The organism is Vibrio sp. MM46 (assembly GCF_027587135.1).
In the GTDB taxonomy this organism is placed as follows: Bacteria; Pseudomonadota; Gammaproteobacteria; order Enterobacterales; family Vibrionaceae; genus Vibrio; species Vibrio harveyi.
Window position 1 is genome coordinate 190,651 of the sequence record NZ_JAPPTO010000004.1, and the last position, 12,138, is coordinate 202,788.

At 44.2% G+C, this 12,138-nt stretch carries 15 protein-coding genes; 6 read left to right on the forward strand and 9 right to left on the reverse strand.

Going from position 1 to position 12,138, the window contains the following annotated elements; genetic code table 11:
- Positions 1-12 precede the first annotated feature (12 nt).
- Positions 13-1,128, reverse strand: coding sequence for a linear amide C-N hydrolase (locus OH459_RS06410; protein ID WP_045486661.1), 1,116 nt, complete (start codon positions 1,126-1,128; stop codon positions 13-15).
- An 85-nt stretch (positions 1,129-1,213) separates the two neighbouring features.
- Between OH459_RS06410 and OH459_RS06415 the strand changes: the two genes are divergently transcribed.
- The gene (locus tag OH459_RS06415; protein ID WP_005452507.1) at positions 1,214-2,107 is read left to right on the forward strand and encodes a LysR family transcriptional regulator; all 894 of its coding nucleotides are present in this window, start codon (positions 1,214-1,216) and stop codon (positions 2,105-2,107) included.
- Between the two features lie 7 nt (positions 2,108-2,114).
- On the opposite strand, the gene sigZ is transcribed toward OH459_RS06415, so the two are convergent.
- The gene (gene sigZ / locus OH459_RS06420; RefSeq protein ID WP_269986078.1) at positions 2,115-2,675 is read right to left on the reverse strand and encodes an RNA polymerase sigma factor SigZ; all 561 of its coding nucleotides are present in this window, start codon (positions 2,673-2,675) and stop codon (positions 2,115-2,117) included.
- A complete protein-coding gene (locus OH459_RS06425; RefSeq protein ID WP_005433559.1) occupies positions 2,662-2,955 on the reverse strand; it encodes an ArsR/SmtB family transcription factor in 294 nt (97 codons plus the stop codon). The genes sigZ and OH459_RS06425 overlap by 14 nt, the downstream gene beginning before the upstream one ends.
- Before the next feature lie 251 nt (positions 2,956-3,206).
- Here OH459_RS06425 and OH459_RS06430 point away from each other — a divergent pair, with 251 nt between their 5' ends.
- Positions 3,207-4,301 carry a permease gene (locus OH459_RS06430; RefSeq protein ID WP_005452504.1) on the forward strand — a complete coding sequence of 365 codons (1,095 nt, stop codon included), beginning with the start codon at positions 3,207-3,209 and terminating at the stop codon, positions 4,299-4,301.
- Positions 4,302-4,485: 184 nt separating this feature from the next.
- On the opposite strand, the gene OH459_RS06435 is transcribed toward OH459_RS06430, so the two are convergent.
- On the reverse strand, positions 4,486-4,722 hold the full coding sequence (locus tag OH459_RS06435) for a hypothetical protein (protein ID WP_005452502.1): 237 nt from the start codon (positions 4,720-4,722) through the stop codon (positions 4,486-4,488).
- A 149-nt stretch (positions 4,723-4,871) separates the two neighbouring features.
- Positions 4,872-5,243 carry a YybH family protein gene (locus OH459_RS06440; protein WP_009696409.1) on the reverse strand — a complete coding sequence of 124 codons (372 nt, stop codon included), beginning with the start codon at positions 5,241-5,243 and terminating at the stop codon, positions 4,872-4,874.
- 117 nt (positions 5,244-5,360) lie between these two features.
- Here OH459_RS06440 and OH459_RS06445 point away from each other — a divergent pair, with 117 nt between their 5' ends.
- Together OH459_RS06445 and OH459_RS06450 are read left to right on the forward strand one after the other, a co-directional pair.
- Positions 5,361-6,227 carry a LysR family transcriptional regulator gene (locus tag OH459_RS06445; protein ID WP_005452497.1) on the forward strand — a complete coding sequence of 289 codons (867 nt, stop codon included), beginning with the start codon at positions 5,361-5,363 and terminating at the stop codon, positions 6,225-6,227.
- A gap of 152 nt (positions 6,228-6,379) precedes the next feature.
- On the forward strand, positions 6,380-6,673 hold the full coding sequence (locus tag OH459_RS06450; RefSeq protein WP_269986091.1) for a hypothetical protein: 294 nt from the start codon (positions 6,380-6,382) through the stop codon (positions 6,671-6,673).
- 51 nt (positions 6,674-6,724) lie between these two features.
- Here the strand turns inward: OH459_RS06450 and OH459_RS06455 are convergent, their stop codons facing one another.
- The 3 genes from OH459_RS06455 to OH459_RS06465 all read right to left on the reverse strand — a co-directional run bounded on the left by OH459_RS06455 (position 6,725) and on the right by OH459_RS06465 (position 10,286).
- Positions 6,725-8,683, reverse strand: a complete 1,959-nt coding sequence (locus OH459_RS06455; RefSeq protein WP_005452494.1) for a monovalent cation:proton antiporter-2 (CPA2) family protein — start codon at positions 8,681-8,683, stop codon at positions 6,725-6,727.
- Positions 8,680-9,297 (reverse strand): NAD(P)H-dependent oxidoreductase, encoded by a 618-nt coding sequence (locus OH459_RS06460; RefSeq protein WP_005452493.1) that lies wholly within the window; start codon positions 9,295-9,297, stop codon positions 8,680-8,682. The genes OH459_RS06455 and OH459_RS06460 overlap by 4 nt, the downstream gene beginning before the upstream one ends.
- A gap of 197 nt (positions 9,298-9,494) precedes the next feature.
- Positions 9,495-10,286: a PhzF family phenazine biosynthesis protein gene (locus OH459_RS06465; RefSeq protein ID WP_029788593.1), complete on the reverse strand. Its 792-nt coding sequence runs from the start codon at positions 10,284-10,286 to the stop codon at positions 9,495-9,497.
- Positions 10,287-10,478: 192 nt separating this feature from the next.
- Between OH459_RS06465 and OH459_RS06470 the strand changes: the two genes are divergently transcribed.
- Complete coding sequence (locus tag OH459_RS06470) at positions 10,479-11,012, forward strand: YbhB/YbcL family Raf kinase inhibitor-like protein (RefSeq protein ID WP_005452491.1); 534 nt, start codon at positions 10,479-10,481, stop codon at positions 11,010-11,012.
- A 31-nt stretch (positions 11,013-11,043) separates the two neighbouring features.
- A complete protein-coding gene (locus OH459_RS06475; protein ID WP_017190784.1) occupies positions 11,044-11,826 on the forward strand; it encodes a helix-turn-helix transcriptional regulator in 783 nt (260 codons plus the stop codon).
- A gap of 20 nt (positions 11,827-11,846) precedes the next feature.
- Here OH459_RS06475 and OH459_RS06480 read toward each other — a convergent pair whose 3' ends face one another.
- Positions 11,847-12,059, reverse strand: coding sequence for a hypothetical protein (locus tag OH459_RS06480; RefSeq protein WP_005452486.1), 213 nt, complete (start codon positions 12,057-12,059; stop codon positions 11,847-11,849).
- Between the last annotated feature and the right edge of the window lie 79 nt (positions 12,060-12,138).

The window sequence follows — 12,138 nt, forward strand, 5'->3', positions numbered from 1 at the left end:
ACATAATCAGAGCTATTTCACTAAGTGCTGACCCATTACACCGTCGCCTTTTTCTAAGCGAGATGAAATGTCACCAAACAGATCCGGTAAGTCGGCTTTGATCGTGTAGTTATGACCGTCATTCAACTTGTTAAAGTCCACTGAGTACTGTGTGTAGCTGTCATCATACTGATAGCGTACGTTCATCACTTTTTGGTCTAAGTTGTACACCAAACCATAGATGGTCGCGTAGCCGCGCATTTCACCATTCACAGGGCGGTTTGCTGCATCCAATGGGATTTTGTAGGTCACACTGTCGAGTTTCGCAATGCCATTGGTGTAGCTACTTGGCTCTTTAAGCTGATCCTTCATATAGCTGTTCCAGATAAAGCGCTGAGCAGAGTTGATGTTACCCGGAATTGGGAACTCACCATTCACATCACTCTTCGCTTTTGGTTGCGCTTCTTGCCAGTTTTTCAAGTGTTGCGCGTACTCTGGGCTGTTAGTCATCACGTCATATTGTTTGCCATGATGCACTTGCCAAGCACCATCAATGTATTCCAATACGGCAGAATCGCCACTTGCATCTTCTAGTGAGTAATGTCCCTTCATTTCAATGCCATTGTGACTGAACTGTTGTATTTGGATTGAATCTAGGTGCTTCAATGCTTCATCAACGGATGCAAAACTATCGATCAGGTAAGCGACAAAGCGCGAGTTTTCAACTTGTTGTTTTCCCGCTTGTGGCGCGCCAGGGTTCTCTTCATCCAAGAACAATGCATTAGCCGCAAAGCCTTTCTCGTTAAAGCCATCAATAATACCCACGCCGTAGATACTCACACCGATAGAAGCGTATTTCGATGTCCACGTCAGCGCATCGCCTTTATCGTATCCACGGTAGGTTTGACCTGCGTGGCGAACATCAATAGTTGGCTGATTGGCTTCCATCCAATCCATGGTACGAGAGACAAATACACCGTGGTCTTGAGTCTCCCAAACCAAACGTGAACACGCATTTGCTGCGGTAGAGATGCTGCCGACTGCCATTGCGACTGATGCTGCTAGAAGTACTTTTTTGCTAAAACCTTTCATTGAATTGCCCTCGTAACGTTTCAATACGAGGTCATTATTACGTGGAATATTCACCATGTAATCTCAGTTATGTTGCAAACTTTGCAACAAAAGAATGTCGGTTGAGCTAAGATAAACGGGTTTATTGTTTGAGGATATTCTAATGCCCAGAGCCAGTTTTGACCAACTTACTGCATTTGTTGCTGTCGCGGAGCATGGATCGTTTAGCCAAGCCGCAAGGGTAATCGGGAAAGACAGGGCGACGCTGCATCACCAAGTCAGCGATCTCGAAATTGATTGGGATGTGATCTTGTTTGAACGCAAAGGAAGAACACCAGTCTTGACGGAAGTAGGGGCGACGTTAGTTACTCAAGCCAAGCACATCCTTTACCAAATGCAGTCTTTAGAACTTTCTTGTGATAGCTACTCTCAAGGGGATGTTCCGGAAATAACGATTTGTCACGACATGTCGGTGCCGTGTGATGCCATCGCAGACATCGACCTGTCTCTGCGCAAGCAATACAAAAATACGGCGATTCATTGGTTACATCGCAGCCGAGATGAAGCGCTAGACATGCTTATGGCGAAACACGCGGATTTTGCGGTGGTACTTAACAGTGGTAAAGCGTTCCCAACTGAAGGGATGTCTTTTATAAACTTGGGCTATCCGAGGTTTACCTTCTATGCGCATCGGAAAAGCTCGATAGCGCAGAACCCCGTTGTGACTCTGCAGGACCTCGCATCACATCACCAATACATTGCAGAGAATTTCAGTACCAGTGCACTTGGCAATCAACAGGTGATGTCACCAAATATCTCCCGAATCAGCAACATTGATGTGTTGATGCGACTATTGAAAAATGATGGCTTTGCCTTGCTTCCTCATCATTTAGTGCAAGCTCATGATGAAAAGAGCGAATTTGTCCCTTTAAACATAGACTTTATGGCGAACGAAGGTCGTGCAGGTTATGTATTATTAAAGCGAGGCAATACGTTAAGCCCTGTGCATCAAAAGCTGGTGGCGTTGGTGACCGAATGGTTTGATAAGCAGGTTTAAAAACTGCTTAGCATTTATCGCAAGAAGAACCGTTTTGGTTGCAACCTGTCATGCGACCTTGTTTATCGAATGAGAAGCTACAACATTCCTCAAACAGCTTTTTCAATTCTACCCGTCCTTTTTGAACACGTGATTTGAGAGTCGAGTAGCTGATGCCTTGCTGTTCTGCGAGCTTCTTTTGGCTCATACCTTCAAGCTCAATAGAAGAGAGCAGTTGCGATTGCTCTTCTGGTAGCGCCTGCACAAACGGTGCAATGCACTTTGACAACTCTTGTTTAAGACTCGCTGCTTGTTCTTCAAACCACAGATCTTCAGCGATGAGGTCATTATCACGCTGGTTTCGTGCACGTTTGCGGTAGAAATCGATGATGGCGTTATTAGCGATTTGGAATAGCCATGACTTGATGCTCGATACATCACGAATATCCCCAAGATTCTGATAAGTCTTAAGCAAGATCTCTTGTTTGAGGTCGTCTACATCATCTTCATTACTGACTTTAGAGCGCAAGAAGGCGTGAATAGCGTGTTCGTATTCGCTCCAAATCGATTCAAGGTTAGCAGTTTTCATTGATACAACACTCGTCACGCAGGAAGCCAATAACCGTATCTAAACATTCATACTCAGCAACACAATACAAAGTACGACCTTCACGACGCTGACTGATTAAGCCAGCTGAGGCAAGGCTCGAGATGTGATGAGAAAGAGTAGAAGCTGGAATGCCAAGTTTATCTTGTACGCCACCAACTGCGATACCTTCATAGCCCGCTTTAACCACCTCTTTATAGATACATAGACGGGTAGGGTGTCCTAGCTCTTTGAGCGCTTTTGCTACAGCTTCGAGTTCCATACTGACCTCTTGGAATGACTGACGATAAATACATTTCGATGATAGTGAAAGTGTAGATGAATAGCAAACAAGAAAATTTCAATATCTAATTTATTGATTAGTAAGGGTTAAATTTATATTTCGATATTTATCGAAATATAATGGTTGACGCATCGATTTTTAATTCTATAATTCGAGAAAAATAGAAATGAAGAATTCAGCTTCATTAGGAAATTTACAGTTACTGATATGACATCAGTAGGAGATAAAATATGAATCCAGAAATCATGACAATGGCCAAAGAAGCGCTTGATATGTTTGCGTTTCTTGCAACCGAACTAATCATTCTATTCCTAGCAATTAGCTATATCGTGGGTGTGTTGCAAGACTTTCTAACACCAGAAAAAATTCAGTCTATCCTGAGCTCTAAAAAGGGTAAGGGCTACTTTATTGCAGCGTTGCTAGGCTCGATTACGCCTTTCTGTTCATGTTCAACGATTCCTTTCTTAAAAGGATTGTTGCGTGCAAGGGCGGGTTTTGGACCAATGATGGTGTTCCTATTTGCAAGTCCACTGCTTAACCCAGTGATCATTGGCTTGTTTGTGGTGACCTTTGGTTGGAAAGTGGCAGTATTCTACTTTGCTATTGCGATGACAGTATCAGTAGTAGCAGGTTATGTACTTGAAAAACTTGGGTTTGAGCGCTACGTAAAACCAGAAGCATACGAAGCAGTAGGTTCTTCTTCATGCGGTACTTCTTGCGGTGACTCAAGCAAGAAAAAAGAAGAAGCGAAACCAGCATCTAGCTGTGGTACCAGCGCTTGTGGTGAACCAGCTCCAGTTGTGGCGAAAACATCTTGTTGTGGTGATGCGCCAAAAGCTGAACCTAAAGTGGAAGTATCTTGCTGTTCATCAGACGGTACTGCAACAGCGACGATTGTCGAAGAGAAGCAACCAAGCCGTTGGGTTCGTATTTGGCACTCAACTTGGAAAGACTTTAAACAAGTGTTCCCTTACCTAATGATGGGGATTGCGATTGGTTCATTCATCTATGGTTTCATCCCAACGGATCTGATTGCAGAATACGCAGGTGAAGCGAAGTGGTACGCGATTCCGGTAGCAGCAATCATTGGTATTCCATTGTACATCCGTGCAGAGGCAGTGATTCCACTAAGTGCGGCGTTAGTACAAAAAGGTATGGCATTGGGCTCAGTTATGGCATTGATCATTGGTAGCGCTGGCGCAAGTCTTACAGAAGTGATTTTGTTGAAATCTATCTTTAAGAACCAAATGATTGCAGCTTTCCTATTTGTCATCCTAAGTATGGCAATGGGCGCGGGTTACTTATACAGCTTTATCTTTGCTTAATAAAAGTTAGACGGGATAAGCACGATTACTTAAAAACAAAAATCCCCAAGTCGTTCCAGACTTGGGGATTTTTTATGTTTGTCGGATGCCCCTGTCAGGGATAAGGAAACAAAAAGAGCCCATTTAAATACAGCGAAATGGGCTCTTTGTTTTCGGAAGAATGTTCATAGTCGAGGTTTAATTACTATAAGACAATGACTACGGGTTCTTCTGATTCTGCGATTGGCTCTCGCGTAGGATGTGAATATTCCGAGTTTTGAGTAAAGTCATCAGGACTGTTGCCATTTAAAGCGGCACACTCTTCGTCGGTAAGCCATCCAATAAACTCCGAATCTTGATCGAAGCACACTTCTTTGGGCGTAAACGCCGCAGACTGAAATGATAAAAGCATCAAAAGTGAAGCAAAAAAGAGTTTTGACATGATTAAATATTCAACCAATTGTTTATTAATAGACGGATAATTATAATTATTGTGATGTTCGTTCACATTTTTCCGGCTGAAATGATATTGATTGGTTATTTTATTGTCAATGTAACTGAATAAATATTTGCGATAACTATCAATAACTTTTATCGTTCGCCAAGTACTTCGAACTCGTCATAGGTCAGACGAGAAAGACCGTCAGCTTGGATCTCCCATAGTTCTTTATGCACCACACCAAACGCTTTGTTCATCGTCCAATCGGACGTCAGAATGTAACCTTGTTCGCTATCTTGTTCCCATTTCGTGTTGGTGTAGTCCACGCTGTTAAAACCTTGGTCCATGATGTTTTGCCAGAATGCTTGAATTGCTTCACGACCTTCAAATGTACCAAAAGGTTTGGCAACCATGATTGCATCTTCGGCGTATTGTGCTGCGCATCCTGCAGCGTCCTGATTATTAAAAGCGATTTGCCATGCTGAAATGCCTGCTTGAGCGCGTTCTAAAACTGATTGAGTCATCCTGAAATTCCTGTGTTTGGTGTTTGTTTATGTGGCAATCATAGAGGTAGAATTGAATCAGAAAAACAAACGAATAAGAACAGAATGTTCTGCTAAATAGAACAATGAGGAAAAGTGATGAATAAGCTGCGTTTGATGTCTCTATTCGTTCACATTGTAGAGTGTGGCTCGATCTCCAAAGCCGCAGAGAAGTTAGAACTTTCTAAATCTGTACTGAGCTCTGCACTTAAACAACTTGAGGGGGAGTTGGATACGTGTTTACTTAAACGCACGACCAGAAAGCAAACGTTGACACCCTCTGGTGAGCGCTTTTATCAGCAGTGCGCGCAAATGACGAAGCAAGCTGAAGAGGCATGGCTAGAAGCAGCAGAGTTGAAGCAAACCCCAGTGGGAGTGATCACCGTGACGGCTCCCAACGCATTAATGCGCTCGATCGTATTACCTGCCTTAACGGCTGCTTTTGCCGATTACCCCGATGTGCATTTAAATTTGATCAGTGATGATAAACATGTCGATATCATTCAGCAGAATATTGACCTTGCAATCCGAGTTGGAGCGTCTGGTGATTCAAACATTAAACAGCGGAAAGTTGGGCAGTTTTGTGACGTATTGTGCCGCGCGAGAGGGGAGCAATCTGACATTGAAGATGCTTCTTATATCGCTCAACATTGGCAGGTCGAACCCATTGTTCATACGTTCTTTTTGGAGAAACAAGACCACCAAGTTCAATACCCAGTGAAGCATCGAGCGAACAGCGTGTTTGATGTGGTGAGTCTTTTAGAGATGGGATTGGGCTTTGGGGTTGTTCCTGATTTTATTCTGGACTCGAATCCACTCCTTGAACCAGTACCTAATGCACAAGCCTCAAAAGTGAATCCAATTTACGTATTACATCCTTATCATGCTCATGTGCCGATGTCTGTGACATTAGCGATTCAAGCAATTGAAGAACGTATTGAGCAAGTGATTACATGCAGAAGCTAAGAGTTTGACTCCATCAAAATTGAGAATGTAACGAGCATTAATCCGCTGCATTTTTATTCGGGATCAATCTTCATCATTATTTCACCCCACGTTCAAAATCCCTCGTCTACACTGTTTGATGAGTTGTCAGTTGGCAGACCAAGGAGGCAGCCATGATTGCAGTTCATCGAGAGTATTGTTTATCGAATAGCCCAGATTTACACGCCCATGTTGAAGTCAATCCCGTCGGCAAATTGGAAGTCGAAATTGTCGAACTTCAAGAGCACCATACCACCGAGTTTGATGATCTTTCTTTTGAAAGCAGCGGTGCTCAAACTCGTATTTGTGGTAAAGAAGATACGGTCCCATGGCAGTTTAATCTTGCTAAGACCGATGCGTTAGAGCTTTCCCATTTAGTGGATGAAGCGCATGAAGAGTACGAGATCTTAATGAGTGATCTTATGTAACGCGGTTGTTTTTGGGGCAATAAAAAACCTCCCAGTGGGAGGTTTTCGCGTTTATTGAGCGTCTTCTTTCGGAAGGTGAAGTTCTTGAACATTTTCTTCGTTGAAGTCGTCCGCGTACCCTTTTGGTGGTGGAGTCCAACCACGTTCGGAACGCGAAAGCTTATCGTGACGATCCTTCTGCATTTCCTCTGCCATTTTTTCTTCTAGATGAATAAATAGCTGACGGAAGTTATTGTCGTAACGTTCGCCTTCCGAATCATCTGCCCACGCTTCATAAAGCATGTCGGACTTACGATCTTCTACTCGTTTGTAAGTCGCTTTTTGTTGCTCAACGAAGAACGGATGAATCCCTAAAGACTTCATCACATGACCGCCCATTTCTAAAGCGGAGTGGTATGTTTCGGATTCAATGATGTCAGCACCCGCCTGTCGAAGCAGATAACCGTGACCACGGTCGAAAGCGCGCGCGATCACTTTCACTTTCGGATAGGTGTGCTTAACGTATTTGACCAATTCAACACTCGCTTCTTGGTTATCTATGGCAACCACAAGTGCTGCTGCGTGCTCAATGCCTGCTGTGTGCAACATATCTGGGCGCATAGCATCACCAAAGTAAGCGCGTGTGCCGATTTGGCGCATGTTATCTACTTGGCTTGCTTGGTGGTCTAATACGACCGTTTGAACGCCGTTAGAAACCAACAAGCGATTGATGATCTGACCAAAACGACCGATGCCCGCAATGATGACTGTGCCTTGTTCTTCAATGGTGTCACTTTCACGCTCATTCGATTCACTCTCGAAGCGAGGAAGGATAACCTTGTCGAATAAGATAAATAAGCCGGGCGTTAGGAACATAGAGATCGCAACGACTAACGCCAGTGTTTGCGAAAGTTCGAACGGAATGACGTGGTTTTGAACTGAGAAGCTCAGCAATACGAAGCCAAATTCACCCGCTTGCGCCAAGCTCAAGGTAAACAACCAACGGTTGCTGCCTTTGATACGGAAGATAAAAGCAAGGATAAAGAGAATCGCCGCTTTCAGGACCATTACGCCAAGCGTTAAGCCGATGATCAAACCAAAGTCGCTGAACAGCACAGAGAAGTCGATGCCAGCACCGACGGTAATGAAAAACAGACCAAGCAAGAGTCCTTTGAATGGCTCAATGTTTGATTCTAACTCGTGGCGGAATTCACTGTTCGCTAATACTACGCCTGCTAGGAAAGTACCTAGAGCAGGGGAGAGACCGACTAAGCTCATTAACGCAGCGATACCGATCACTAGCATCAATGCTGTAGCAGTAAAGATTTCACGTAATCCCGAGCTTGCTACGTAGCGGAATAGTGGACGACTTAAGAAATGCCCACCAACGACTACGATAGCGATGGAAGCCGTAATGACCATGCCGTACGCCCAGCCAGGAAGTCCAGCAACTAAGCTGAGCTCTTCGTGATGCTCCGCCGCAGATTGCGCTGCAGACTGTGCCTGCTCCACAAGTTCAGGGAGTGCCAATAGTGGAATGAACGCCAACATTGGAATAACGGCAATATCTTGGAAAAGCAGTACCGAGAATGCGTTTTGACCCCCTTCGGTTTTAGTTAACCCTTTTTCGCTAAAGGTTTGCAAAACAATCGCCGTGGATGAAAGCGCAAAAATCAGACCGATCGCTAATGCAATCGTCCATGGCTGACCAAAGTAAAGCGCAATCGCCATGATCAGTGCTGCTGTACCACCAACTTGGAGTCCACCTAAGCCCATTAAGCGATTACGCATCGCCCAGAGCATTTTGGGTTCAAGCTCCAAACCAACGAGGAACAGCATCATCACTACGCCAAATTCAGCAAAGTGTTGAATTGTCGTTGTTTCTTCACCAACTAAACCAATGATTGGACCAATAACCACACCGGCGATGAGATACCCAAGCACCGAGCCTAAGCCTAAACGTTTTGCTAAAGGAACGGCTATGACGGCGGCAATAAGGTAAACAAAGGCTTGTAAGAATATCCCTGTCATGACGCTTCCTTAATTAGTTGTGGTAGTGCGCTGTTAAGCTTGATAAGCGAAGCGGCGGCTTCAATGTCTAGCGTGTCGCTAACTAACGCATTGAGCAGTGTTTTGTAGCGTTCAACATGCTGATCGATTCGGTTTTCTTCTTGTGCAGTACGAGAACCAAATAGCGCGAGTGGTGCGATGTAATTCATCCCCGTGAGTGCTGACATTTGCTCGATTGGAGCAAGCAGCTCTCGAATGGTGAAATGGTTATAACCTTCAGCTTTGTACGCTTCCTCTTTACCGCCAGCAGATAACACGCAAAGTAGGGTTTTGCCATGAAGCTCTGTGCCTTCAGAGCCATAAGCAAAGCCATATTCCAACACGAGATCTTGCCACTCTTTTAAAATGGCTGGTGTGGAGTACCAGTACAATGGGAATTGAAAGATCACCACATCGTGGTCACGCAATCGCTGCTGTTCGCGGTCAATGTTGATATTGAAGTGCGGGTATTCTGCGTAGAGATCGACACAGGTCACGCCTTCAACGGTATTAGCTGCTTTAAAAAGAGGAGCATTCACTTCAGAGCGATGCTGGGAAGGATGCGCAAAGAGAATGAGGACTTTTTTATTTATCATGAGGATCCTTGCTAAGCGTCTAAACTATTTTTGCTATAAGAATGAAAGACTTTTAATTGCTGTAACAAACTGTAACTCATAAACCTTATCCTATCTACTTTAGGGATAGAACATCGAAAAGTTTAAAATCACTTTCAACGAAATGAAGATAATCTTAATTCGCGAAAGTGATACTTTTTCTATATGCAGTAGCGCGATTACACGAAGATTTTTCCCTGCATGTAAAGCACACCATCGCCCGAGACTTTTACCTGCTCTGCTTTAACCTCACAATGAAGAATGCCTCCGCGTGTAGACGCTTGATACGCCACGAGAGAGGTTTTTCCTAGTTCTTCTGCCCACAAAGGTGCCAAGCCGGCATGAATTGATCCAGTTACTGGATCTTCATCACCGCCGTTAGCTGGCCAAAAGTAACGTGAAACGAAATCATGCTCTTCTCCTTTTGCTGTGACGACAACATCATAAGGAGCAAGTGTTTTAAGCTGTTCGGATTGATATTGAACCTCGAGTATTTCGTCTTGGTTTTCGAGCACTACAAAGTACGCTTGTGGGCTCAATAACACGCGCTCTACTTTGCAGCTTAAGCCTTCAATCAGTGCTTGTGGAATATCGGAAATAGGTTGAGGGATTCGTAAAGGGAAGGTCATTTCGATCTTACCCAATGCGTTTTTTTCTACGCTGAGTGTTCCCACTTCTAACGTATGAAACTCGATTTTTTCCTGTACGCCTAATTTCTCAAACAACACCAGTGAAGCGGCGAGAGTGGCGTGACCGCAGAAATCGATTTCTGTCATTGGCGAGAACCAGCGAATCTCATATTGGTTTTCACCGACAGATTTGAGAAAAGCAGTTTCAGAAAGGTTATTTTCAGTAGCAATGCTCTGCATGAGGTCTGGGGTTAACCATTCTTTTAATGGGACGACTGCAGCAGAGTTACCTTTAAACTGAGTGTCAGTAAATGCGTCGACGATATAAATATCTAATTCCATCTGTTCTTCCTTGTTCATTGGCAATGAGCTAACCAGATCAGTCTGTCCTCGGTGTCGAGAAGCATTTAAGTGATGATTTAACTTAAAGTGTCAAAAAATAGCTTAAACTGATTTAGTGTGATACTTATTGAAAGGTTGCTATCTCTATTCGGGAATACACTAATTCCGAACTTAAGAAATAGGAACATTATCATGAAAGCAATGACTAAATCTGTATTGGCACTCAGTTTACTTACCATTGGTTCGGCTCAAGCGTTTGAGCTGTCGAGTAAAGATATTCAAGAAGGTCACCCAATGGCGAAGACTTTTGAATACAACAGTTGGGGATGTGATGGTGGAAACCATTCACCACAATTGATGTGGAAAGATGCACCGGCTGGTACAAAGAGCTTTGCTATCACGGCGTACGACCCAGATGCGCCAACAGGTAGTGGCTTTTGGCATTGGATTGCATTCAATATCCCGGCGTCGGTCAGTGAGTTACCTCGTGATGTTAATATTGCTAAATTGGGTGGTAAAGAATCTCGCATCGATTATGGAACGGTTGGTTTCGGTGGCGCATGTCCTCCAGAAGCTGACGGCATGCACCGCTACCAATTTACGGTTTGGGCACTGCCAACAGATAAACTGAATTTAGATGAAAATACACCAGCAGCTGTGGTTGGTTTCACACTGAATAGCATGGCGTTAGACAAAGCTAAGCTGACGGCGACTTACACCCGCTAAAGTGCTGCAGAAATTAGGGCGAGGGGAATCGATGAGCCACCAATATCAAGTCACGTTGTTTCGTGCAGAGCAGTTACAAAAACTGCGTAATGTGAGGATTCATTCCCCAAGTATTGTGCAGATCATCACGGGCAGTAAGCGTTTATTTTGGAAAGAGTCGGCACTGGATCTCTCTCATTCTGAATTACTGTTGTGTGAAGCCTCTGCATCGCTGAGCTTTGAGAACTTGCCACAGAAAGGAAAGTTCCTTTCGCGAATGTTCAGTTTCCACTGTTTGCCAACAGAGACCATGCTTGAACTTAGTATGAGCATTGGTGGAGAAGGCGAACAACCGACACTGTTGGCGGATAAAGCATTGGAAGATACGTTAAACGCCCTGTTTTCATTTGACCAGCAGTCGATGAGTCAAGAAACCCAGACCTTCTGGGTGATGGGGTTGTATCAACAACTAGCGGAACGAGGTGTTTTGCACCACTTGTTTGCCAGCGCCAATACCACGTTCAGTCAAAAATTAAGCCGTTACTTATCACATTCACCTGGTGAAGAGCACTCACTAGAAGGGGTCGCTGAGCGCTTTGCAATGAGCCGAGCAACCATGATCAGAAAGCTCAAGCAAGAGGGAACGCAATACCGAGAAGTTCTCGCGGAAGTACGCTTAAATCATGCTCTGTATTTAATGCAAAACGGTCACTACAACGTTGCCATGTTGGCACAATTGTGTGGTTACCAATCCGAAGGACGCTTTAGCCAACGCTTCAAAGGGAAGTTTGGACTTACTCCAAGCGATTACATCAAAACGGTTGTTGTGAACTAAATCCGACGACAACATTCAGGTCACTTGAACCCTTGTTGCGGTGGGAGCGGGGTTAAATCGGTTGTAGCGAGTTCTGTTAAGAGTTGCTGAAGTAACTGTGCTGCGTGAACGTTCGCCCTGACTTTATCGGTGTCATTCAGCTTGCTGCTGTTTTCTTCATTCAAGTATTTAATCGTTTCTTGGGAAAGCTTGAGAACAGCATGCCACTTCAGTTTTTTATATTCTAAATTCATACCCAAACTCCTTTTGAATCTTCAATTTAGAACATTGTTTAACCCTCAAGTTAGCATATTAGAATTTGTTGAGCGCGTT